The 22527-nt window shown below is 71.2% G+C and carries 18 protein-coding genes; 10 read left to right on the top strand and 8 right to left on the bottom strand.

Going from position 1 to position 22527, the window contains the following annotated elements; genetic code table 11:
* Positions 1 to 186: 186 nt before the first annotated feature.
* Genes ACZ4O3_RS27470 through ACZ4O3_RS27490 form a run of 5 tightly spaced genes read right to left on the bottom strand, consistent with a single transcriptional unit; the run spans position 187 to position 5797 of the window.
* Positions 187 to 1497: a DUF58 domain-containing protein gene (locus ACZ4O3_RS27470; protein ID WP_467724748.1), complete on the bottom strand. Its 1311-nt coding sequence runs from the start codon at positions 1495 to 1497 to the stop codon at positions 187 to 189.
* The gene (locus ACZ4O3_RS27475) at positions 1497 to 2486 is read right to left on the bottom strand and encodes an AAA family ATPase (protein ID WP_467724940.1); all 990 of its coding nucleotides are present in this window, start codon (positions 2484 to 2486) and stop codon (positions 1497 to 1499) included. The genes ACZ4O3_RS27470 and ACZ4O3_RS27475 overlap by 1 nt, the downstream gene beginning before the upstream one ends.
* Positions 2486 to 3682 (bottom strand): DUF4350 domain-containing protein, encoded by a 1197-nt coding sequence (locus ACZ4O3_RS27480; RefSeq protein ID WP_362721979.1) that lies wholly within the window; start codon positions 3680 to 3682, stop codon positions 2486 to 2488. The genes ACZ4O3_RS27475 and ACZ4O3_RS27480 overlap by 1 nt, the downstream gene beginning before the upstream one ends.
* On the bottom strand, positions 3679 to 4395 hold the full coding sequence (locus ACZ4O3_RS27485; RefSeq protein WP_467724750.1) for a DUF4129 domain-containing protein: 717 nt from the start codon (positions 4393 to 4395) through the stop codon (positions 3679 to 3681). The genes ACZ4O3_RS27480 and ACZ4O3_RS27485 overlap by 4 nt, the downstream gene beginning before the upstream one ends.
* A gap of 34 nt (positions 4396 to 4429) precedes the next feature.
* Complete coding sequence (locus ACZ4O3_RS27490) at positions 4430 to 5797, bottom strand: DUF7847 domain-containing protein (RefSeq protein ID WP_467724752.1); 1368 nt, start codon at positions 5795 to 5797, stop codon at positions 4430 to 4432.
* A gap of 140 nt (positions 5798 to 5937) precedes the next feature.
* On the opposite strand from ACZ4O3_RS27490, the gene mtnA reads away from it, so the two are divergent.
* The 7 genes from mtnA to ACZ4O3_RS27525 all read left to right on the top strand — a co-directional run bounded on the left by mtnA (position 5938) and on the right by ACZ4O3_RS27525 (position 15101).
* A complete protein-coding gene (mtnA, locus tag ACZ4O3_RS27495) occupies positions 5938 to 7080 on the top strand; it encodes an S-methyl-5-thioribose-1-phosphate isomerase (RefSeq protein ID WP_362724543.1) in 1143 nt (380 codons plus the stop codon).
* A gap of 262 nt (positions 7081 to 7342) precedes the next feature.
* On the top strand, positions 7343 to 8032 hold the full coding sequence (gene mtrA / locus ACZ4O3_RS27500; protein ID WP_015659998.1) for a two-component system response regulator MtrA: 690 nt from the start codon (positions 7343 to 7345) through the stop codon (positions 8030 to 8032).
* A 1-nt stretch (position 8033) separates the two neighbouring features.
* Positions 8034 to 10094 (top strand): MtrAB system histidine kinase MtrB, encoded by a 2061-nt coding sequence (gene mtrB / locus ACZ4O3_RS27505; protein WP_467724754.1) that lies wholly within the window; start codon positions 8034 to 8036, stop codon positions 10092 to 10094.
* A complete protein-coding gene (locus ACZ4O3_RS27510; RefSeq protein ID WP_467724755.1) occupies positions 10084 to 11922 on the top strand; it encodes an LpqB family beta-propeller domain-containing protein in 1839 nt (612 codons plus the stop codon). The genes mtrB and ACZ4O3_RS27510 overlap by 11 nt, the downstream gene beginning before the upstream one ends.
* 236 nt (positions 11923 to 12158) lie before the next feature.
* Positions 12159 to 13142 (top strand): ComF family protein, encoded by a 984-nt coding sequence (locus ACZ4O3_RS27515; RefSeq protein WP_467724757.1) that lies wholly within the window; start codon positions 12159 to 12161, stop codon positions 13140 to 13142.
* Positions 13143 to 13458: 316 nt separating this feature from the next.
* A complete protein-coding gene (gene hpf / locus ACZ4O3_RS27520) occupies positions 13459 to 14151 on the top strand; it encodes a ribosome hibernation-promoting factor, HPF/YfiA family (protein ID WP_362720746.1) in 693 nt (230 codons plus the stop codon).
* Positions 14152 to 14357: 206 nt separating this feature from the next.
* A complete protein-coding gene (locus ACZ4O3_RS27525) occupies positions 14358 to 15101 on the top strand; it encodes a response regulator transcription factor (RefSeq protein WP_362720743.1) in 744 nt (247 codons plus the stop codon).
* A gap of 15 nt (positions 15102 to 15116) precedes the next feature.
* On the opposite strand, the gene ACZ4O3_RS27530 is transcribed toward ACZ4O3_RS27525, so the two are convergent.
* A complete protein-coding gene (locus ACZ4O3_RS27530; protein WP_467724759.1) occupies positions 15117 to 16307 on the bottom strand; it encodes a winged helix-turn-helix domain-containing protein in 1191 nt (396 codons plus the stop codon).
* Positions 16308 to 16356: 49 nt separating this feature from the next.
* Positions 16357 to 16932 carry a GNAT family N-acetyltransferase gene (locus ACZ4O3_RS27535; RefSeq protein WP_467724761.1) on the bottom strand — a complete coding sequence of 192 codons (576 nt, stop codon included), beginning with the start codon at positions 16930 to 16932 and terminating at the stop codon, positions 16357 to 16359.
* A gap of 359 nt (positions 16933 to 17291) precedes the next feature.
* On the opposite strand from ACZ4O3_RS27535, the gene secA reads away from it, so the two are divergent.
* Positions 17292 to 20135 carry a preprotein translocase subunit SecA gene (gene secA / locus ACZ4O3_RS27540; RefSeq protein WP_467724762.1) on the top strand — a complete coding sequence of 948 codons (2844 nt, stop codon included), beginning with the start codon at positions 17292 to 17294 and terminating at the stop codon, positions 20133 to 20135.
* A gap of 163 nt (positions 20136 to 20298) precedes the next feature.
* Here the strand turns inward: secA and ACZ4O3_RS27545 are convergent, their stop codons facing one another.
* Positions 20299 to 20757: an Rv3235 family protein gene (locus ACZ4O3_RS27545; protein ID WP_467724764.1), complete on the bottom strand. Its 459-nt coding sequence runs from the start codon at positions 20755 to 20757 to the stop codon at positions 20299 to 20301.
* A 327-nt stretch (positions 20758 to 21084) separates the two neighbouring features.
* On the opposite strand from ACZ4O3_RS27545, the gene ACZ4O3_RS27550 reads away from it, so the two are divergent.
* Together ACZ4O3_RS27550 and ACZ4O3_RS27555 are read left to right on the top strand one after the other, a co-directional pair.
* Positions 21085 to 21600 carry a DUF6912 family protein gene (locus ACZ4O3_RS27550; protein WP_384988810.1) on the top strand — a complete coding sequence of 172 codons (516 nt, stop codon included), beginning with the start codon at positions 21085 to 21087 and terminating at the stop codon, positions 21598 to 21600.
* Positions 21601 to 21701: 101 nt separating this feature from the next.
* Complete coding sequence (locus ACZ4O3_RS27555; RefSeq protein WP_362716905.1) at positions 21702 to 22367, top strand: HAD family hydrolase; 666 nt, start codon at positions 21702 to 21704, stop codon at positions 22365 to 22367.
* The last annotated feature ends 160 nt before the right edge of the window (positions 22368 to 22527 follow it).

Raw genomic sequence — 22527 nt, forward strand, 5'->3', positions numbered from 1 at the left:
TGGTACTGCAGGGGGGACCCTGTGGGAGAGTAGGACACCGCCGAACAAATTTTGGGAAAGGCCCACGCCATATGGCGTGGGCCTTTTCGCGTTTACGGGCCTTTCGAATCCGCGCAGATTCGTGTGGGCCAGCGTCGATTTACATCGGAATTGGGGCAGGCCCCGGGAAGGGCCCGCCCCGGAGTGTCAGAGCCGGCCCGCCGCTTTCAGGGCCAGATACGCGTCGGCCAGTGCGGGAGCCAGATCTTCAGGCGTCGCGTCCACAACCGTGACACCGTGCCGGCGGAGTTGTTCTGCCGTGCGGTGCCGTTCGCTCTGCGCCTGTGCCGCTGCCGCCGCCTCGTACACCGCGTCGGCGTTTCCGCGTGCCGTCGCCATTCGGGCGACGTGCGGATCGGCCACGGAAGCGAGCAGAACCGTATGGCGTTGGGTCAGTTGGGAGAGCACCGGAAGCAGACCCTGTTCGACCGGGGCCGCGTCCAGCGTCGTCAGAAGGACGATCAGGGAACGGCGCGGGGCCGTACGAAGCGCCGTGGCCGTGAGTCCGCGCGCATCCGTTTCGACGAGTTCGGGCTCCAGCGTCGCCATCGCGTTGACCAGGGACGGGAGGACGTCGCCTGCGGCGCGGCCCTGGACCAGCGCACGGACTCGACGGTCGTAGGCGAGCAGATCCACGCGGTCGCCCGCGCGTGAGGCGAGGGCGCCGAGGAGGAGTGCCGCGTCCATCGAGGCGTCCAGGCGTGGGGCGTCGCCGACGCGGCCGGCGGAGGTGCGGCCGGTGTCGAGGACCAGCAGGATGTGCCGGTCGCGTTCGGGACGCCAGGTGCGTACGGCGACCGCCGACTGCCGGGCCGTGGCTCGCCAGTCGATGGAGCGGGTGTCGTCGCCGGGGACGTACTCCCGGAGGCTGTCGAACTCGGTGCCCTCGCCGCGAGTCAGGACGCTGGTACGGCCGTCGAGTTCACGCAGTCGGGCGAGTTTCGAGGGCAGGTGCTTGCGGCTGGTGAAGGGGGGCAGGACCCGTACGGTCCAGGGCACTTGGTGGCCGCTCTGGCGGGAGAACAGGCCCAGGGGGCCGTAGGAGCGGATCGTGACGCGGTCTGCCTGACGGTCGCCGCGGCGCGTTGGCCGCAGGCGGGTCGTCACGCGTCGGCGTTCGCCCGGTGGGACGGTGAGTCGGTGCCGCGAAGCCTCGATCTCGGTGCCGGCCTGCCAGCTGCTGGGCGGCCAGCCGTCCCGGAGCCGGGCCCGGAGTGTGCGTCGGGACGGGTTGGTCACGGTCAGGGTGATGTCGGCGGTCTCGCCAAGACGCGCTGACGTGTCGCCGGAGCGGGTCAGCACGAGGCGTCGTACCGGAGCCGCCCAGGCGAAGTCGCAGGCGCACGCGAGGGCCAGCGGGCCGTTGACGGCGAGGATGCCCGTCCAACCGGGTTCCCAGATGCCGACGGGGATCGATCCGATGGCCGCCAGGAGGGCGGCGCGTCCGGTGAGGGGCATCAGCGGGGGACCGGGACGTGGGCGAGGATCGCGTTGATGACGGAGTCGGCCGTCACACCCTCCATCTCGGCTTCGGGACGGAGCTGGACGCGGTGGCGGAGGGTGGGCAGGGCGAGGGCTTTGACGTCGTCGGGGATGACGTAGTCACGGCCGGTCAGCCAGGCCCATGCGCGTGAGGTGGCCAGCAGGGCGGTCGCGCCGCGCGGGGACACGCCGAGCGTGAGGGACGGCGACTCGCGGGTGGCACGGCAGATGTCCACGACGTAGGCGGTGATCTCGGGGGAGACGCTCGTCTTGGCGACCGCGGCGCGGGCGGCTTCGAGGTCGGCGGGGCCCGCCACGGGGCGTACGCCGGCGGCGCGCAGGTCGCGCGGGTTGAAGCCCTCGGCGTGGCGGGTGAGGACGTCGATCTCGTCCTGGCGGGAGGGGAGGGGGATCGTCAGCTTGAGGAGGAAGCGGTCGAGTTGGGCTTCGGGCAGGGGGTACGTGCCCTCGTACTCGACGGGGTTCTGGGTGGCGGCGACCAGGAAGGGTTCGGGGAGCGGGCGGGGCGTGCCGTCGACCGTGACCTGTCGTTCCTCCATGGCTTCGAGGAGGGACGACTGGGTCTTGGGCGGAGTGCGGTTGATCTCGTCCGCGAGGAGGAGGTTGGTGAAGACCGGTCCGGCCTGGAAGGAGAACTCGGCGGTGCGGGTGTCGTAGACGAGGGAGCCCGTGATGTCGCTCGGCATGAGATCGGGGGTGAACTGGACGCGTTTGGTCTCCAGTTCGAGCGCGGAGGCGAGGGCGCGCACGAGCAACGTTTTCGCGACTCCGGGGACTCCTTCAAGTAGTACGTGTCCGCGGCAGAGGAGAGCGACGACGAGGCCGGTCACGGCGGGGTCCTGGCCGACCACGGCTTTGGCGATCTCGGCGCGCAGGGCCTCCAGGGAGGCACGTGCGTCGGCCGGGTTCCCGGTGGTCCCGGCGGTGTCAGTGGTCGGGTCCATCATGGACGGCGTACCTCTCTTTCGAGGGCGTCGAGTTGGTCGGTGAGGGCGATGAGGGCCGCGTCGTCGCCGGGCGGCGGTCCGAAGAGGAGGGAGTGCAGGGCCTGGCCGTCGCCGTGGAGGTGGGCGGAGAGGGCGGGGAGCAGAGCCTCGGGAGCGTCCGCCTGGGAGACGGGGACGCCGACGAGGGGGGCAAGGCGGGTGCGTGCGGTGGAGCGAAGAGCGGCGGCCGCGCGGTCGCGGGCGTTGGCTTTGCGGTAGAGGCGGGCGCGGCCTTCGACGGTTTCGGAGGCGCGGATCGCGACGGGGAGTTTCTCGGCTACAAGGGGGCCGAGTCGGCGTGCCCGCCAGAAGGCGGCGAGGGCCGCGGCGAAGAAGAGCTGGAGTGTGCCCCAGAGCCAGCCCGAGGGGAGCAGGTCGAACAAGGACTTCTGGTCGCCCGTGCCGGCGGCCGAGGAGTCGGAGAGCGAGGGGAGGTACCAGACCAGATGGCGGCGGGAACCGAGGAGCTGGAGGGCGAGCGAGGCGTTGCCCTGGTCGTCGAGGCGGTCGTTGAGCAGGATGTCGGGCGCGCCGAGGACGATGGTGTCCCCGCCCCCGGAGGCGGCGGGGACGCGGATGAGCGTGGCCAGACGCTGGCTCGGGTAGCAGGAATCGGCGTCGAGGTGGGTGGTGGTGTAGCGGATGCCGCCGGTGTCGGCACTGCCCGCGCGACGGGCCTCGGCCAGGCCGCAGTGCGGGTCCAGGGTGGACCTCAGGCTGGTGGCGGGGTCGGCGGTGACGCCGGGGGCGAGTCGTTCGACGGACCTGCTGCCGGCTGCGACCAGGATCGTGCGGCCGCCCGATCCGGCGGTCGACGCCCGCAGCCGGGACTGCTGCCCCGGGGTGAGCAGGTCGGGGACGGCGACGAGCAGGGTGGTGTCGCGGTCGGCCGCGGCGCGGGCCTCGGCCAGGGTGGTGACCACGCGGGTGGACACGCCCCGGTCGGCGAGGAGTTCCGCGACGGCGCGGCTGCCGTAGGGGTCGACGGAGCGGGGGTCGAGGTCGCCGTGCCTGCTGTCGGAGCGGACGACGGCGATGGCGACGGCACCGGCGAGCAGGAGCACCACGGCGAGGACGATGCCCCGGGTCCGGGTCCACACCTGGCGGGTGGTGGGCGCGGTGGTGGTGGGCGGAAGGGCTACGCCGTTGGTCATTCGGCGGCCCCCTGGCGGGTGTTGTGGGCGGTGCTCCGGGTGTTGCTCGCGAGTGTCGGTCTGGTGCGTTCCAGGTCTCGGTCGAGTTCCGTGATGCGCTCGTACGACGCCTGGGTCGCCCTGCGGCCGCCGTACGTCACGTCGTCGAACTCCCGGGCGGCGGTACGCAGCCGGTCCTGGTGGGCGGGCAGGACGCGGCCGGCCTGGGCGGCGGCCTCGTCGGCGGTGCGGCCGGGGCGGAGGTCGAGCAGGGCACGTTCCTCCAGGGCGCGGACGACAGCACGCATGCGTTCCTGGAGGGCCTGGTTCCAGTGGCCCTGGGCGGCGTGTGCCTCGGCGGACGCGCGATGGTCGGCGGCGCTGCGGGGGCGGTCGTCGAACAGGGCCGCGGCGGAGGCGGGTTGGCGGCGTGGGGTGCCCAGGCGCCACCACAGGGCGCCGATGACGGCGAGGACGGCCAGCACCACGACGACGAGGCCCAGCGTGCCTCCGGGCGTCGCGGACGAGGCGGCCGAGAGCAGGCGGCCGACCCAGTCCAGGAAGGCGTTCAGGGCACGCTGGAACAGCCCCGGGTCGTTCTGGTGGTACATGCGCTTGGACAGCTCGTGCCGTGCCGCCTCCCGTGCGGGGTCGCGCGGGATGGTCACGGGCGGTTCGTCGCCCGAACCGGCCGACAACAGCAGGGCCCGTGCCCGCAGCAGGGCCGCGGGCACCGCTGTGAGTACTCCCCCCGTCGGACTCACCGCATCAGCTCCCCGGGACGGTGCCGGGGGTGCTGGTGCCGTAGTTCTCGACACCGGCGGCGCGGGCCAGTTCGAGGTCGAGGGCCTCGCGCCGGATGCGCTGGTCGATGTAGAGGAGCACGGTGACGCCCGCGTTGATCGGGAAGGTGAGCATCGAGCCGATCACCGAGCCGATGCCGCTGATGATGAGGAACGTCCAGCCGACGTTGGTGTTCGTGCTCTCGAGGAAGCCGGAGAAACCGTCGCCGCTGATGAGGGCCGCGCCTACGGCGAAGGGGATCACGGCGATCGAGGAGACGATGTTGGCGATGATCGTCGCCAGGACCTGGATGCCGAAGACCCGCCACCAGGAGCCGCGGACGAGCTTGGCGGAGCGTCCCAGCGACTTCGTGATGCTCTGCTTCTCCAGCATCAGGGAGGGAGAGGCCAGGGAGAAGCGGATCATCAGCCACAGGGTGACGATGCCGCCCGCGAGGAGGCCCACGATGAGCAGTGCGGCGATGGCGCCGCCGGGGCCGCCGGCGATCGCGACGACGATGCCGGGCAGAGCGCCGACGAGCAGGACGCCGACCGCGATGAGTCCCAGCAGGACGATGAGGCCGAACAACTTGCTGACCTGGGGGCGGGCATCGCGCCAGGCTTCGCCCGTGGTCACGGACCTGCCGAGTACGGCGCGGCTGGTGACGGTGGTCAGCAGGGCCGTCGCGATGATGGTGCCGACCAGCGAGATCAGCAGGACGGCGCCCGAGCTGACCATGACCTCGCCGGCGGCGCGGGACACCTCGCTGAGGGAGGCGCTCGGGTCGTTGAGGGTGTCGGTGGTCTCGGTGTCGTTGAGGACGAGGCCCTGGAGGAGGATCACGGCGACCTGGGTGACGACGGCGACCGTCAGCGAGATGCCGAGGACCGTGCGCCAGTAGGTGCGCATGGTGGAGACGGCACCGTCGAGGATCTCGCCGACGCCGAGCGGGCGCAGTGGGATCACGCCGGGCTTGGCGGCGGGCGGGGGACCGCCCCAGCCGCCGCCCCAGGCTCCGTAGCCGCCGGGCGGACCGTAGCCGCCAGGCCCCCCCGGGCCGCCGTAGCCTCCGTAACCGCCGCCGGGGGGCCGGCCGCCCCAGCCGGGGCCGGGCGGTGGTGGCGGCGGTGCCTGGCCCGGTGCCGGAGCGCCGGTGGGCGCGGACCACTGGCCGGGCGGGGGCTGGTCCTTGGACCACTTCGAGTCGGAGCCCTGTGGGTCCGTACCCGGCTGGTCGGTGGGCTGCTCGGCAGGGCCTGCGGGAACGGGGCGGTCGGCAGGGGCGGACGCGCCGGGTTCCCGCCCGTCGGACGGGGCGGATCCGGGCGAGGCCCAGCCCGGAGTGTCGTTCATCGAAGCTCCTTCACGGTGCCCGTCCGCGGTCGCGGTGGCAGGTTGGCTGCCATCGTGCCATGGGGTGGTCACCCAGTGACCTGCCGCGGTACAGGCTCCGCACCTTCAATTGTCCGCCGGATACGGGGCAGACTGACGGCATGGCTGATCAGTACGCGCAAACCGGCGAGGACAAGCGGCCGACAGGAATGCCCGTGATCCGTTGGGAGGAGCCGCCCGAGGGCCCCGTGGTGGTCCTTCTTGACCAGACCAGACTGCCGGCCGAGGAGGTCGAGCTGGTGTGCACGGACGCGTCGGCACTGGTCGAGGCGATCCGGACGCTCGCGGTGCGCGGGGCGCCGCTGCTCGGGATAGCGGGGGCGTACGGCGTCGCGCTCGCCGCCGTGCGGGGTTTCGACGTGGACGAGGCCGCGGTGGCGCTGGAGGGTGCCCGGCCCACGGCCGTGAATCTCTCCGTCGGGGTGCGCAGGGCCGTTTCGGCGTACCGGTCGGCTCTGGCCAAGAGCGGTGACTCCGGGGCTGCGGCCGTGGCGGCGCTGGTCGCGGCGCGGGCGGTGCACCGGGAGGATGCCGAGGCCAGCGCCCGGATGGCCGGGCACGGACTGGCGCTGCTGGACGAGTTGCTGCCGGGCGGAGGACACCGGATCCTCACCCACTGCAACACCGGATCGCTGGTGTCGGGGGGCGAGGGAACGGCGTTCGCGGTGGCCCTCCAGGCGCACCGGGCGGGGCGGCTGCGGCGGCTGTGGGTGGACGAAACGCGTCCGTTGCTGCAGGGCGCTCGCCTGACGGCCTACGAGGCGGCTCGCAGCGGCATGGCTTACACCTTGCTCACCGACAACGCGGCCGGTTCGCTGTTCGCGGCGGGGGAAGTGGACGCGGTGCTGATCGGGGCGGACCGGATCGCGGCCGACGGATCGGTGGCGAACAAGGTGGGGAGCTATCCGCTCGCGGTGCTCGCGCGGTACCACCACGTGCCGTTCATCGTGGTGGCGCCGTTGACGACGGTGGATCCGGAGACGCCGGACGGGGCGTCCATCGAGGTCGAACAGCGCCCTGGATACGAGGTGACCGAGGTCACAGCTCCGCACGCGCCGGTGACGGGAGCGGGAGGCGGGATTCCGGTGGCGCCCCTGGGGACCCAGGCGTACAACCCGGCGTTCGACGTGACGCCGCCGGAGCTCGTGACGGCGATCGTCACCGAGGAAGGCGCCGTTTCGCCCGTGACGGCTGAGGCGCTCGCCGAGCTCTGCGCCAGGCCACGCCAGGTGACGTTCAGCTGATGGGATGACGTCGGATCGACCACCGGAAGTGCCCCCTTCACCTGCGGCGATTCGTAGGTGAAGGGGGCGTCGACGGCCAGGGCTGACGAGGTGACGCCATGGCGGCCGGCGTCGAGGTGCATCGAGCGGTGCGGGGACTCAGTCTTCGTCGTCCGGCGAGGAGCCCGGGCGGACGGGGGCAGACAGTGACGCTCCAGTACGGCTAAGGTCACAGGCCGGTGACCCTGGTCACCTGCGCAACCTTCACTGTTATGAGAATGGGATGATGTCGTTTATGAAGGGACGAGTCCTTGTCGTCGACGACGACACCGCACTGGCCGAGATGCTCGGCATCGTGTTGCGTGGTGAAGGTTTTGAGCCGTCTTTCGTAGCCGACGGCGACAAGGCGCTGGCCGCTTTCCGTGAGACCAAGCCCGATCTGGTGCTGCTGGACCTGATGCTGCCCGGGCGGGACGGTATCGAGGTGTGCCGTCTGATCAGGGCGGAGTCCGGGGTGCCGATCGTGATGCTCACGGCGAAGAGTGACACCGTCGATGTGGTCGTGGGCCTGGAGTCGGGCGCGGACGACTACATCGTGAAGCCGTTCAAGCCGAAGGAGCTGGTCGCCCGGATCCGGGCGAGGCTGCGGAGGTCCGAGGAGCCGGCGCCGGAGCAGCTCGCCATAGGTGACCTGGTCATCGACGTGGCCGGACACTCGGTGAAGCGGGACGGGCAGTCCATCGCGCTGACCCCGCTGGAGTTCGACCTGCTGGTCGCGCTCGCCCGCAAGCCGTGGCAGGTGTTCACCCGTGAGGTGCTCCTGGAGCAGGTCTGGGGCTACCGGCACGCGGCGGACACCCGTCTGGTCAACGTTCACGTCCAGCGGCTGCGCTCCAAGGTCGAGAAGGACCCGGAGCGGCCGGAGATCGTGGTGACCGTCCGCGGTGTCGGGTACAAGGCCGGACCGAGCTGACGTGTCCGGGGACAGTGCCGCTTCGGCCCCCGGCCGGTCCGGGGACCGTCCGGAGCGGCCTGTCGGCGGAAAGAGGCCCGGTTCGCGCCGGCGGCTGCTCTTCGAGGGCGGGCTGCTGCAGGGCGGGGTCCAGGGCAGTCCGGTGCTGCGGCTCTTCATGCGCTGGGTGCGCCGGCCGCTGCTGCCGGTCATGCGGCTGTGGCGGCGCAACATCCAGCTCAAGGTCGTCGTCACGACCCTGCTGATGTCGCTGGGTGTCGTTCTGCTGCTCGGGTTCGTCGTCATCGGGCAGGTGCGCAACGGCCTGTTGGACGCCAAGGTGAAGGCCTCGCAGAGCCAGGCCACCGGCGGGTTCGCGGTGGCCAAGCAGAAGGCCGACGAGGCCGCGACCGGCACCGGTGACACGGCCGTGTCACCGGACGGACGGCAGTCGCAGAACCTCACCCCGTGGATGAGCGACCTCGTCGAGTCCCTCTCCAGCGGCGGCCAGGGCGCCTTCGACGTGGTGACGCTGCCCGCGGGCGACAACAGCGGCGGCGGACGCGGTCCGCGCGCCTCCGGGCAGGTCGACCCGACGTCCAGCGTGCCCGACGACCTGCGCGCGCGGATCAACGGCACCATGACGGCCGCGCAGAGCTACACCCGGATCGTCTACAAGGACAGCGACAAGGAGTCGCAGCCCGCCCTGGTCATCGGCAAGCAGGTCAACGACCCGAACGGCGACCCGTACGAGCTGTACTACCTCTTCCCGCTCACCCAGGAGGAGAAGTCCCTCAGCCTGGTCAAGGGCACCCTCGCGACCGCCGGGCTCTTCGTCGTCGTCCTGCTCGGAGCCATCGCCTGGCTGGTGGTGCGGCAGGTCGTCACGCCGGTGCGGATGGCGGCCGGGATCGCCGAGCGGCTGTCCGCCGGACGGCTCCAGGAACGGATGAAGGTCACCGGCGAGGACGACATCGCGCGCCTCGGCGAGGCCTTCAACAAGATGGCGCAGAACCTCCAGCTGAAGATCCAGCAGCTGGAGGACCTGTCGCGGATGCAGCGCCGGTTCGTGTCGGACGTGTCGCACGAGTTGCGCACGCCGTTGACGACCGTGCGGATGGCGGCCGACGTCATCCACGAGGCACGGGAGGACTTCGACCCGGTGACCGCGCGGTCCGCGGAGCTTCTCGCCGACCAGCTGGACCGGTTCGAGTCGCTCCTCGCCGACCTGCTGGAGATCAGCCGCTTCGACGCGGGCGCGGCGGCCCTGGAGGCCGAGCCGATAGACCTCAGGGAGGTCGTACGGCGGGTGGTCAGCGGCGCGGCGCCGCTCGCGGAGCGCAAGGGCACCCACATACGCGTGCTCGGCGACCTGCAGCCCGTGGTCGCCGAGGCGGACGCCCGGCGCCTGGAACGGGTGCTGCGCAACCTGGTCGTCAACGCCGTGGAGCACGGGGAGGGCAAGGACGTCGTCGTCAAGCTGGCCTCGGCCGGCGGAGCGGTCGCGATCGCGGTGCGTGACTACGGCGTCGGGCTCAAGCCCGGCGAGGCGACCCGGGTCTTCAGCCGCTTCTGGCGCGCGGACCCGGCACGCGCGCGTACCACCGGCGGTACCGGCCTGGGGCTGTCGATCGCCCTGGAGGACGCACGGCTGCACGGCGGCTGGCTGCAGGCGTGGGGGGAGCCTGGCGGTGGGTCGCAGTTCCGGCTGACGCTGCCGAGGACGGCTGACGAGCCGCTGCGGGGCTCGCCGATACCCCTGGAACCCAAGGACTCCCGGCGCAACCGGGGGCTCAGCGACGCAGGTCTGCCGAGCGGCGGCGAGGGCAAGCGGGCGACCGTGCCGGTGCAGGCCGGTGGCGGGCAGGGGGCGGCGCTCGCTCCCATGGCGCAGCGGATGGCCGGCGTGGCCCCGACCGCCGACCCGACCGCGTTGCCCGGTAACGGCGCACGGGTGGTACCCCGGCCCAACGGGGGCGCACGGCGCCAGGAGGGCACGCCGGGGACCGGTCCGGCGGACGACGGGAGCGTCGGCGGGTCGGACGAGTCGAACAAGCCAGGGGAGGCATTTCGTGGTCGCTGACCGCGAGGGGAGCGCGCGGCCCCGACCGGCGCGCGTGGTGGCGTACGCCGCCTGCGGGGCCGTACTGCTGGCGGGCTGTGCCTCCATGCCGGACAGCGGCGACCTGCGGGATGTCGAGTCCACGCCACGGCAGGACACGCAGGTGCGGGTGTTCGCCATGCCGCCGCAGCAGGACGCCTCCTCCACCGAGATCGTCCAGGGCTTCCTGGAAGCTCTGACCAGCGACGATCCTCGCTACGACACGGCGCGCAAGTATCTGAGCACGGCCGCGGCGAAGACCTGGCGGCCGGAGTCGCAGGCGACGGTACTGGCGAACGGGCCGAGCATCCAGACGGACCCGCGGCCGGCGGGCCGGGAGGGCACGGACAGCATCACCTACTCGCTGCAGGGCAGCCGGGTGGCCACCGTCGACGCGCAGCAGGCGTACGCACCCGCCGCCGGCACGTACGAGCGGACGGTGCATCTGACGAAGGACGCCAAGAGCGGGCAGTGGCGGATCGACTCGCTGCCGCAGGGCGTCGTGATGGGCAAGTCCGACTTCCAGCGCAACTACACGTCCGTCAACAAGTACTACTTTGCCTTGGGCACGTCGGCCGGGGAGACCGGGCAGCCGGTGGCGGTCGCCGACCCGGTCTTCGTCCGCAGCCGGGTGGATCCGACGACCCAGCTGGTGCGTTCGCTGATCAACGGCCCCACCACCTGGCTCGGCCCGGTGGTCCGGTCGAGTTTCCCGACGGGTACGGCGCTCAAGAAGGGCGTGTCCGGGCTGACTCCGGACGACCAGAACCAGGTCACCGTGCCACTGAACGTCAAGGCGTCCCGGATCGGTTCGGCCAAGTGCACCGAGATGGCGGCCCAGTTGCTGTTCACCCTGCGGAACCTGACGCCCACCGTGGACTCGGTCGCGCTGCAGTCCGTGAGCGGTGGCCGGATGTGCGACGTCACCGAGGACCAGGCCGAGGCCACCGCCTGGCGGCCGTCCGCCAAGCGGCCCGACTACCTGTACTTCCTCGACAGCAAGCACCGGCTGGTGCGGATGACGACCGGCGGTACCGGCACCAGTGCGGTCGCCGTGCCGGGCCCGTTCGGGGCGGGCACCAAGTCCCTGCGGTCGGTGGCGGTCGCCCGTGACGAGCGGAACGCGGCCGGGGTCACCAGCGACGGCAAGTCGCTGTACGTGACCTCGCTCGCGTCGGACGGTTCGCTCGGCGACGCGGTGCTGACCAGCCACGGAGCGACCGAGGACGACCGGCTGACGGCGCCGAGCTGGGACGCCCGGGGCGACCTGTGGGTGGCCGACCGGGATCCCGCCAAGCCGCAGCTGTACATGCTGGCGCAGGGCGTCGGTCAGCCGACGGCGGTGCAGGTACCCGAGCTGAGCGGCCGCATCAAGGACGTGCGGGTGGCCGCCGACGGGGTGCGGATCGCGCTCGTCGTGGAGAAGGACGGCAAGCAGTCGCTGCTCGTGGGCCGGATCGAGCGCACCAAGTCCGATGATCAGCAGGAGGTCTCGGTCCTGGAACTGCGTTCCGCCACCCCTGGCTCCGAGGAGGTCACCGCGATGTCCTGGGCCGGGGACAGTCAGCTCGTGGTGGTCGGGCGTGAGCAGGGCGGAGTGCAGCAGACGCGGTACGTCCAGGTCGACGGCTCCACGCCGGACGGGCCGGCGCCCGCAGCCCTCACGGGTGTCCTGGCGATCGCCGCGTCCGAGGACGACCGGGTGCCGCTGGTGGCCCGCTCGCAGGACGACGGGATCGTCCGGCTGCCGTCGGGGGCGCAGTGGCAGAAGGTGGTCAAGGACGGTTCGGCACCGGTCTATCCGGGCTGAGCCCGCAGCCGGTGCGGGAGCGGCCGTCCCGGCCCGGCGTGGAGCCGGCGGGGCGGCCGTTTCCGGGTCCGCCACCGGCCTCCTGACCGTGCTGGACGCGTTGTGGTGACCCCGTCGTGGTGACCCCCGTCGTGGTGACCCGTCGCGGCGACGCGTTGTGCGTGGCGCACGGAGTTGTCCACAGGCAGTTGTCCACAGGGGTGGCCGGTACGGCCGGCCGTGGGCACAGTGGGCGCATGCGGGGGTGGTGGCAGGACCTCACCGACCTGGTGCTCCCGGCCGAGTGCGGAGGCTGTGGGACGCCTCGCACGGTGCTCTGTGCCGAGTGCCGTGCCGCCCTGAGCGGGGCCGCACCGCGCCGGGTGCGACCGGTGCCGGAGCCGCTCGGGCTGCCGCCGGTGTACGCGGCGGCGCCTTACGCGGACGAGGTACGGGCGGCTCTCCTCGCCCACAAGGAACGGGGCGCGCTGGCGCTCGCCGGGGCCCTCGGTGCGGCTCTTGCGGGAGCGGTGCGGGCCGGGCTGCGGGAGAGCCGGACGGGCCGGACCGTCAGGATCGTGTCGTCCTGGGCCGACGGCTCGACGGGCCGCGCGCAGAGCGCGGCCGGCGGCGCCGGAGGCGAGCCGGGGGGCCTGACGGCCGGGGTCGGTGACGGGGGCGGCGGTGCCCGGGGCGGCAGGCCCGTGCTTCTCGTGCCGGTGCCCTCCGCGCCGTGGGCCGTGCGGGCGCGGGGACACGATCCGGTGCGCCGGATCGCCCTCGCGGCGGCCGCGGAGCTGCGGCGTGGAGGGACCTCGGTGCGGGTCGTCCCGGTGCTGCGGCAGCGGCGGGCCGTGGCCGATCAGGCGGACCTCAACTCCCGGCAGCGGCTGGCGAACATCGACGGCGCGCTGGAGGTGCCGGCCGGCGCCGCCCGGCTGCTCGGGGGCGGCCGTGTCGTCCTCGTGGACGACCTCGTCACGACCGGCGCCACCCTCACGGAGGCGGCCCGTGCGGTACGGGAGGTGACGGGGTCCGAAGGGGCAGGAGAAGAGACAACGGCTGTGTATCGGCGCGCGGCTTGGGAAGGAAGTGAGGAACGGATCGCCGGACCGAGGGAAGAACGAGCGAAGTGGACGCGGGACGCACCGGGAATGGCCGAGGGGAACGCCCTCACGTGGCCGATCCGCGCGGTTGTGGTCGCGGCCGCACCGGATTCTTTCGAAATGAACCGGAACTGACTGCTAACGCTCATCGTTGCAGGTAGTGACCGGGTCAATTCACCTGAATGGAGGTACGCATCAGTAGAGGGTGACGACATCCGTCCGGGCGAGATATGTTCGGTTGTGAGGGAGAAAGCCGCAGGCCGTGCCTCCCGTATCCGAATGCCGTGCCGCGCGTTTTCCGCAATCATCGCGGTGCTGGGGTGCAGATCTTGCCCATGGGGGAGGAGGAGGTGAAGTCGCCGAGTCCGAGGCTCCGGGGATCACCGGAGCCGGGTGCAAAAAGGGAGATGCTCCGCCAGTGGAGCGGAGCGCTCCGGGAACGGAGTTCTGCGTGGACATCGTCGTCAAGGGCCGCAAGACCGAGGTGCCCGAGCGGTTCCGCAAGCACGTGGCCGAGAAGCTGAAGCTGGAGAAGATCCAGAAGCTCGACGGCAAGGTGATCAGCCTGGACGTCGAGGTGTCCAAGGAGCCCAACCCCCGACAGGCCGACCGTTGCGACCGAGTGGAGATCACGCTCCGCTCCCGCGGTCCGGTGATCCGGGCGGAGGCAGCGGCCAGCGACCCGTACGCGGCACTCGACCTGGCGGCGGAGAAGCTGGACGCGCGGCTGCGCAAGCAGCACGACAAGCGGTTCTCGCGCCGTGGCGCACAGCGGATCCCGGCCGCCGAGGTCGCCGACCATGTCCCGGACGCGGCGACGCTCAACGGGAACGGCAACCCCGTTCCGGCGGAAGAGCCCGACGGTGTGCCCACCAAGAAGATGGGTTCGCTGGAGGTGAAGGGCGAAGGGCCCCTCATCGTCCGCGAGAAGACCCACGTCGCCTCCCCGATGAGCCTCGACCAGGCCCTGTACGAGATGGAACTGGTCGGACACGACTTCTACCTGTTCGTCGACTCCGAGACGAAGGAGCCGAGCGTCGTCTACCGGCGGCACGCTTACGACTACGGCGTCATCCACCTCAGCACCGACCCGATGGTCGCCCAGGCGCAACCCCCGGCGGCGGGCGGCACACTGGGCGGCTGACCCGCCCGCCCGGTAACCGAGCCTGTGCCCCTGGAAGCGTGTGTGCGCCCCCGGGGGCACCGGTGTGCGACCACTTCGCGCCCCGCTCTGTCTCCGCGTTGTCGCCCGGGCATGGAATCATGGCCGCAACGGTCCAACCGGTGGGCCGCTGCCTTGGGTTGGCGATGGCACAGCACCACAGGCCACAGCCTTCAGGGGGAGGAACGATGGCGGACAGCTTCGGACCGTTGCAGGATGATGCCGACGGCGGCGTCGTCCTGAGCCCGGACGCGGGGGGCGCTTCGCGCAAGGAGCCGATCAGAGTCCTTGTCGTGGACGACCATGCCCTCTTCCGCCGCGGTCTGGAGATCGTGCTCGCCGCCGAGGAGGACATCCAGGTCGTCGGAGAGGCGGGCGACGGGGCCGAGGCCGTCGACAAGGCCGCCGACCTGCTCCCGGACATCGTGCTCATGGACGTCCGGATGCCCAAGCGCGGTGGTATCGAGGCCTGCACCTCCATCAAGGAGGTCGCGCCCAGCGCCAAGATCATCATGCTGACGATCAGCGACGAAGAGGCCGATCTCTACGAAGCGATCAAGGCGGGTGCGACCGGCTACCTCCTCAAGGAGATCTCGACGGACGAGGTGGCCACCGCCATTCGCGCGGTGGCCGACGGGCAGTCCCAGATCAGCCCGTCCATGGCGTCGAAACTCCTCACCGAGTTCAAGTCGATGATCCAGCGCACCGACGAGCGCCGGCTGGTGCCGGCGCCCCGGCTGACCGACCGTGAACTCGAAGTGCTCAAACTCGTCGCCACGGGCATGAACAACCGCGATATCGCGAAGGAGTTGTTCATCTCCGAGAACACCGTGAAGAACCACGTGCGCAACATCCTGGAGAAGCTGCAGCTGCACTCCAGGATGGAGGCGGTGGTCTACGCGATGCGGGAGAAGATCCTGGAGATCCGCTGAGGCGGGCGACGCCGGTCAGCGCAGCGCGGCAGTCAGCGCGCGGGTGACCTCCCGGACGAGCGGCTCACGCAGCTCCGGAGCGTCCACGCGCTCCACCCGCACCGTCGTGCAGTTCACCCAGCTCGCCGCCTCGACGAGGGCCTCGGCCACCGCCGGAAGGGCCTTCGGGCCGTCCAGCGTGACCTGGCGTGCCACCAGGACACCCCCCGTCTCGCGCGCCGGATCGACCCGGCCCACCAGGCGGCCGCCGGCCAGCACCGGCATCGCGTAGTAGCCGTACACCCGCTTCGGCTTCGGAACGTACGCCTCCAGGCGATGGGTGAAGCCGAAGATCCGCTCCGTGCGTGCCCGGTCCCAGATCAGGGAGTCGAAGGGGGAGAGCAGGGTCGTACGGTGCCGTCCGCGCGGCGGCGTGGCCAGGGCCGACGGGTCCGCCCAGGCGGGCTTGGACCAGCCCTCGACGTCGACCGGGACCAGGCCCGAGTCGGCGATCACCGCGTCGACCTGCTCGCCCTTGAGCCGGTGGTAGTCGGCGATGTCCGCGCGCGTCCCGACGCCCAGTGACTGCCCGGCCAGCCGGACCAGGCGGCGCAGGCACTCGGTGTCGTCCAGATCGTCGTGCAGCAACGTGCCCGGGACCGCGCGCTCGGCGAGGTCGTACACCCGCTTCCAGCCGCGCCGCTGGACGCACACCACCTCGCCGTACATCAGCGCACGCTCCACCGCGACCTTGGTGCCGGACCAGTCCCACCACTCACTGGTCTTCTTCGCGCCGCCCAACTCCGTGGCGGTCAGCGGGCCTTCGGTGCGCAGCTGCTTGATGACCTGGTCGTAGGCGCCCTCGGGCAGCTCGTGGCCCCAGTGCGGGCGGTCGCGGTAGGCGCGGCGGCGGAAGGCGAAGTGCGGCCACTCCTCGACGGGCAGGATGCAGGCCGCGTGCGACCAGTACTCGAACGCGTGCGTGTCGGTCCAGTAGGCGGCATCGACCGTCTTGCGGCCGACGGCGCCGAGACGGGCGTACGGGATGAGCTCGTGGGAGCGGGCGAGGACCGAGATGGTGTCGAGCTGGACCGCGCCGAGGTGGCGGAGCACGCCCCGGACGCCCGAGCGGCGGTCGGGGGCGCCGAGGAAACCCTGTGCCCTCAGGGCGATACGGCGGGCTTCGTCCGCCGAGAGGGCGGCGGTGGGGCGCGGGAGGGTCGTCATGGCTCGGACGATAGAGGGTGGCACTGACAGTCCGGTGCGACCTGCGGTCTCATCCCTGGGAAGGGGCCGGCAGATAGGGCGCGGCCGAGGGCAGGCCCAGGTCCGACGGCAGCAGGGAACCCACCCAGCAGTCGCGTCGCACACCCTTGTTGTTGAGGGCGGAGCGAAGGGTGCCCTCGATGGTGAACCCGGCGCGTTCCGCGACCGCGCGGGATCCGTGGTTGCCGACCTCGGCACGCCACTCGACGCGGTCCATCGCCAACCGGGTGAAACCCCAGCGCGCGGCCGTGAGGGTGGCCTCGGTGACGTAGCCGCGGCGGCGGTACTCCCTGGCGGCCCAGAAACCCACCTCGGCCGTCCCCAGGGAGCGCATGGTCAGGGCGAGCATCCCGGCCAGCTCACCCGTCGGCAGGAAGACGCCGAAGGTGAACATCGAACCCTCGGACCAGCCGTCGGGGACCAGCTGCTCCGTGAAACTCCGGGCGTGTTCCGGCAGGTAGGGCGAGGGAATCGTGGTCCAGCGCTGGATGTCCGGGTCCTGCACGGCCGTGTACACCGCTTCGGTGTCCTGAGGACCTACCGTCCGCAGCAGCAGACGGGCGGTGGAGAGCGTGACGGGTTCCATCGGCCGATTCTGCTCGGCCCGGCGCCCGGCACGCCATACCTTTCACGGCTCGTGGCCGAGTGATCACGGTTCGCGCAATTCCTCGGCTGATGCGGCACTATCCATACGCTCCGGCCGTTGTCCCCTGATGAAGCGGCGAAGAAGCGGAATCAGACTCGGCGACACCACCCAGTACAACCGAATGCCCACCCGGAGAAGTCACACGAAGGGGGCTCGCGGAGCCCTCTGAAAAGCGGCGGACGGCCGTCGGGCCGCCAGGCCTCCCGGCGCGGCCGGGTCCTCGCATACGATGGCCGTTGCTCAGTACGTCCAATCGAAACCGACCGTCCCAGGCCCGACCGGCAAGGAGACAAACCCCCGTGTCCGTCCTCTCGAAGATCATGCGTGCAGGCGAAGGCAAGATCCTGCGCAAGCTGCACCGCATCGCGGACCAGGTCAACTCCATCGAAGAGGACTTCGTCGACCTCTCCGACGCCGAGCTGCGGGCCCTCACCGATGAGTACAAGCAGCGTTACGCCGACGGAGAGAGCCTCGACGACCTGCTCCCCGAGGCGTTCGCCACCGTCCGCGAGGCCGCCAAGCGCGCCCTCGGGCAGCGTCACTACGACGTGCAGATCATGGGTGGCGCCGCCCTGCACCTCGGCTACGTGGCCGAGATGAAGACCGGTGAGGGCAAGACCCTCGTCGGCACCCTGCCCGCGTACCTGAACGCGCTGTCGGGCAAGGGCGTCCACCTCATCACGGTCAACGACTACCTGGCCGAGCGCGACTCCGAGATGATGGGCCGCGTCCACAAGTTCCTGGGCCTGAACGTCGGCTGCATCCTCGCCAACATGTCGCCGGCCCAGCGCCGCGAGCAGTACGCGGCGGACATCACGTACGGCACGAACAACGAGTTCGGCTTCGACTACCTGCGCGACAACATGGCCTGGTCCCAGGACGAGCTCGTCCAGCGCGGCCACAACTTCGCCATCGTCGACGAGGTCGACTCCATCCTGGTCGACGAGGCCCGTACGCCGCTGATCATCTCCGGCCCGGCCGACCAGGCCACCAAGTGGTACGGCGACTTCGCCAAGCTGGTCCTGCGCCTGAAGAAGGGTGAGGCCGGCAACCCGCTCAAGGGCGTCGAGGAGACCGGCGACTACGAGGTCGACGAGAAGAAGCGCACGGTCGCCATCCACGAGTCCGGCGTCTCCAAGGTCGAGGACTGGCTGGGCATCGACAACCTCTACGAGTCGGTGAACACGCCTCTGGTGGGCTACCTGAACAACGCCATCAAGGCGAAGGAGCTCTTCAAGAAGGACAAGGACTACGTCGTCATGGACGGCGAAGTCATGATCGTCGACGAGCACACCGGCCGTATCCTCGCCGGCCGCCGCTACAACGAGGGCATGCACCAGGCGATCGAGGCGAAGGAAGGGGTGGACATCAAGGACGAGAACCAGACCCTCGCCACGATCACCCTGCAGAACTTCTTCCGCCTCTACAAGCGCCACGACCACAGCGGCAAGGAACAGCCCGGCCTGTCCGGCATGACCGGTACGGCCATGACCGAGGCCGCGGAGTTCCACCAGATCTACAAGCTCGGCGTGGTCCCGATCCCGACGAACAGGCCGATGGTCCGCAAGGACCAGTCGGACCTGATCTACCGCACCGAGGTCGCCAAGTTCGAGGCGGTCGTCGACGACATCGCGGAGAAGCACGAGAAGGGCCAGCCGATCCTCGTCGGCACGACCTCCGTCGAGAAGTCGGAGTACCTCTCGCAGCAGCTCTCCAAGCGCGGCATCCAGCACGAGGTGCTCAACGCCAAGCAGCACGAGCGTGAGGCGTCGATCGTCGCTCAGGCCGGCCGCAGGGGCGCCGTGACGGTGGCCACCAACATGGCCGGCCGTGGTACCGACATCAAGCTCGGCGGTAACCCGGACGACCTCGCCGAGGCGGAGCTGCGCCAGCGCGGCCTCGACCCCGAGGAGCACATCGAGGAGTGGGCGCAGGCCCTGCCCGCCGCCCTGGAGAAGGCCGAGCGCGCGGTCAAGGCCGAGTTCGAAGAGGTCAAGGACCTCGGCGGCCTCTACGTCCTGGGTACCGAGCGGCACGAGTCGCGCCGGATCGACAACCAGCTGCGCGGTCGTTCCGGCCGTCAGGGCGACCCCGGTGAGTCCCGCTTCTACCTCTCTCTCGGCGACGACCTGATGCGCCTGTTCAAGGCCCAGATGGTCGAGCGCGTGATGTCCATGGCCAACGTGCCGGACGACGTGCCGATCGAGAACAAGATGGTCACCCGCGCGATCGCGTCCGCACAGTCGCAGGTCGAGCAGCAGAACTTCGAGACGCGCAAGAACGTCCTGAAGTACGACGAGGTGCTCAACCGCCAGCGTGAGGTCATCTATGGCGAGCGCCGCCGCGTCCTGGAGGGCGAGGACCTGCAGGAGCAGATCCAGCACTTCATGGACGACACGATCGACGCGTACGTCGGTGCGGAGACCGCGGAGGGCTTCCCGGAGGACTGGGACCTCGACCGTCTGTGGGGCGCCTTCAAGCAGCTCTACCCGGTCAAGGTGACCATCGAGGAGCTGGAGGAGGCGGCCGGCGACCGGGCCGGTCTGACCGCCGAGTACATCTCCGAGTCCATCAAGGACGACATCCACGAGCAGTACGCGTCGCGTGAGGCGCAGCTCGGCTCCGAGATCATGCGCGAGCTGGAGCGCCGGGTCGTGCTCTCGGTCCTCGACCGCAAGTGGCGCGAGCACCTCTACGAGATGGACTACCTCCAGGAGGGCATCGGCCTGCGCGCGATGGCCCAGAAGGACCCCCTGGTGGAGTACCAGCGCGAGGGCTTCGACATGTTCACCGCGATGATGGACGGCATCAAGGAGGAGTCCGTCGGCTACCTGTTCAACCTGGAGGTCCAGGTCGAGCAGCAGGTCGAGGAGGTCCCGGTCGAGGACGCCCAGGCGGTCACGGAGGGCGTCCAGGACGCGGTGCCGGCCCAGGCGGGCTCGCGTCCCGAGATCCGTGCGAAGGGCCTGGAGGCGCCGCAGCGGCGGGGCATGCACTTCTCCGCGGCCACGGTGGACGGCGAGGGCGGCATCGTCGAGGGCGACTTCGACTACGACGACGAGCCGGCCCGCTCCGAGGCGGACGGTCTCACCCGTGCCGAGCGCCGCAAGCAGGCGAAGGGCAGCCGCCGCCGCCGGAAGTGACGGCAGCGACCGCACCGATCAGGGCCGGCCACCCCACAGGGGTCCGGCCCTTCGGTCTGTGACCCGCGGAGCCCGTGCCGTCCCAGGCCCGGCGCGCGGAGGCGACCCCTCACGAACCGGGCCTTCCCGCGCCGCCCCGGTTTCCGGGCGGGCGGCCCCCGGGCTAGTCGCCGCGGGCTGCGCGGGGACCGCCCAGTTCGATCGCGGTGCAGCGCCAGCGCAGGTCCTGGCTCTGTTCCAGACGGAAGGCCATGGCGCGCAGCTGGCTGCCCGCGGAGATGCGGGCGAACACCTCCAGGGCGCCGGCGCGGGGGACGTAGTAGCCGATGTCGTGGACGACGGGGTCGGTGCCGCGGGTGCGCAGGGGGCCGCGCTCGGCGAGGCGGGCCAGGTCGTCGTAGGCGGGGCCCGCCGTGTGCCGGAGCATCCAGTGGACGGGGCGGCGGCCGCTGAGGACCGCCAGCAGACGCTCCGCGAACAGGTCGGTGGGGCGAGGGCTCGGCGGGGCCGCCGGAGGCGTCAGCGGCCTGCGGGAGGACGCCCCCGGGCGGCGGGAGTCGCGGCGGCCGGGCGGGCGGGTGCCCGGGCGGAGCTGGGCGGTCCTGGTCATGACCTTGTTCATGGGGGATCCCCGTTCGGCGGGCCCGATGGGTACCGGGCGGTAACTTGCGGTCGGGGATCTTGTACGGGGGCCGGGTCGGCGGCGGCAAGGCGGTGACGGTCCGTGTCGGAGTCCCGGAGAGTTCACCTATCCGAGTGATCAGGGGCGGGGTAAGCCCTTTGGGCGGGCGGCGGTACCGGGTGAATCGCGGGGCGCGGGGTGGACGGCCCCGGCGGCAGCGCCCGGGCCCCGATAGGGGACGCCCGCACGTATCCTTAAGGCCCTCCGGGAGGCTCCGCGGCCTTCGGGAGCCGCAGTGTCGAAGAGTCCGGAAGAGAGCGGCCAGTCATGCGCGTCTACGTCCCCCTGACCCTCCCCGGGCTCGCCGAGGCGCACAAGACGGGGGAGCTGAGGACCGGCCCGTTCGTCGCCTACGCCGTCACGCCCGCGCTGCGCGAGTGGTACCTCTCCGACGACCTGGAGGAACTGGAGTACGCCGCGCTGAACCGGGCCGCGCTCGCCTCCCTGCGGCTGCTCGCGGCGGACCCGGGAGCGCTGCGGCGCCGGGTCGTGGTCGCCGTGGACGTCCCCGACGGCACGGCGGCGGCCGACCCCGACCGCGGACTCGACCCGGCGGCACTGGGCGAGGTGCGGGTGGCCGGGACGGTGGCGCTGGCCAAGGCGGCCGCGGTGCACGTCGACTCCGACGACGCGGAGGAGGACGTGGCGGCGGCGGCCGGGGCGCTCGCGGCGGCGGACGGCGGGGACGACGACGCGCAGTTCGTCGTGGACGGGGCCGAGGACCACGAACTGCTCTGGTACGCCACGCAGGAGATCCCGAACCTGGTGGGGCACGGCGGCTGACCGGGGCCCTGCGGGGCCGACAGGGTTCAGTCGAACAGCTGTGACCTGCGATGACGTGCCGCATGTCTTGATTGTCAGTCGCGGCGGGTAGCGTTTTCGGCATGGGGAAGCACGGAAACGCGCACATCGTCTGGGACTGGAACGGAACACTGTTCCACGACAACGACGCGATCATCGGGGCGACGAACGCGGCATCGGCCGAGCTGGGCCTGGCGCCGATCACACTGGAGCAGTACCGGGCGCTGTACTGCGTGCCGGTGCCGAAGTTCTACGAGCGGCTGATGGGGCGGCTGCCGACCGGGGCCGAGTGGGAGGTCATGGACGAGATCTTCCACCGGTACTACGCCGAGCACCGGACCCTGTGCGGGCTGACCGACGGGGCGGCCGAGCTGCTGGCCGGGTGGCGTTCGGCCGGCGGGAGCCAGTCCCTGCTGAGCATGTACGTGCATGACGAGCTCGTGCCGTTGGTGCGGGGGTTCGGGATCGAGCCGCACTTCATACGGGTCGAGGGGCGGGTCGGGCCGTCCGGGGGCAGCAAGGCCGAGCACATGGTGCGGCATCTGCGGTCGTTGGGACAGGTGCAGCCCGGGCGGACCGTGGTGATCGGGGACGCGGCGGACGACGCGGTGGCCGCGCATGCCGTGGGCGCGAAGGCGGTGCTGTACACCGGCGGGTCGCACGGCAGGGCGAGCCTGGAGGAGGTCGGGGTACCGGTCGTGGACTCACTGGCGGAGGCGGTCCAGGAGGCGCAGCGGCTGGTGGCCTGACCGCCGCGAAGTACAGGGGCGGTCTCGCTTCCCGGCACCGGAAGGATGCCGCCCCGGCACGGCGCGCTGTGCAGAACGTCAAAGTTCGACCCCCTGTTTTGTACACATACGGCTCATGACGACCCCCGGGTGAGGGGCGATAGCCTTGGTGGCGTGATCA

The sequence above is a fragment of the Streptomyces sp. NPDC026515 genome, from assembly GCF_055567595.1.

What these genes read in the sequence shown, in the direction of transcription:
- ACZ4O3_RS27470 (WP_467724748.1), bottom strand. Translation starts at nt 1,497, where the DNA reads ATGCCCCTCACCGGACGCGCCGCCCTCCTGGCGGCCATCGGATCGATC.
- ACZ4O3_RS27475 (WP_467724940.1), bottom strand. Translation starts at nt 2,486, where the DNA reads ATGGACCCGACCACTGACACCGCCGGGACCACCGGGAACCCGGCCGAC.
- ACZ4O3_RS27480 (WP_362721979.1), bottom strand. Translation starts at nt 3,682, where the DNA reads ATGACCAACGGCGTAGCCCTTCCGCCCACCACCACCGCGCCCACCACC.
- ACZ4O3_RS27490 (WP_467724752.1), bottom strand. Translation starts at nt 5,797, where the DNA reads ATGAACGACACTCCGGGCTGGGCCTCGCCCGGATCCGCCCCGTCCGAC.
- mtnA (WP_362724543.1), top strand. Translation starts at nt 5,938, where the DNA reads ATGGCTGATCAGTACGCGCAAACCGGCGAGGACAAGCGGCCGACAGGA.
- mtrA (WP_015659998.1), top strand. Translation starts at nt 7,343, where the DNA reads ATGATGTCGTTTATGAAGGGACGAGTCCTTGTCGTCGACGACGACACC.
- ACZ4O3_RS27515 (WP_467724757.1), top strand. Translation starts at nt 12,159, where the DNA reads ATGCGGGGGTGGTGGCAGGACCTCACCGACCTGGTGCTCCCGGCCGAG.
- ACZ4O3_RS27525 (WP_362720743.1), top strand. Translation starts at nt 14,358, where the DNA reads ATGGCGGACAGCTTCGGACCGTTGCAGGATGATGCCGACGGCGGCGTC.
- ACZ4O3_RS27530 (WP_467724759.1), bottom strand. Translation starts at nt 16,307, where the DNA reads ATGACGACCCTCCCGCGCCCCACCGCCGCCCTCTCGGCGGACGAAGCC.
- ACZ4O3_RS27535 (WP_467724761.1), bottom strand. Translation starts at nt 16,932, where the DNA reads ATGGAACCCGTCACGCTCTCCACCGCCCGTCTGCTGCTGCGGACGGTA.
- ACZ4O3_RS27545 (WP_467724764.1), bottom strand. Translation starts at nt 20,757, where the DNA reads ATGAACAAGGTCATGACCAGGACCGCCCAGCTCCGCCCGGGCACCCGC.
- ACZ4O3_RS27550 (WP_384988810.1), top strand. Translation starts at nt 21,085, where the DNA reads ATGCGCGTCTACGTCCCCCTGACCCTCCCCGGGCTCGCCGAGGCGCAC.
- ACZ4O3_RS27555 (WP_362716905.1), top strand. Translation starts at nt 21,702, where the DNA reads ATGGGGAAGCACGGAAACGCGCACATCGTCTGGGACTGGAACGGAACA.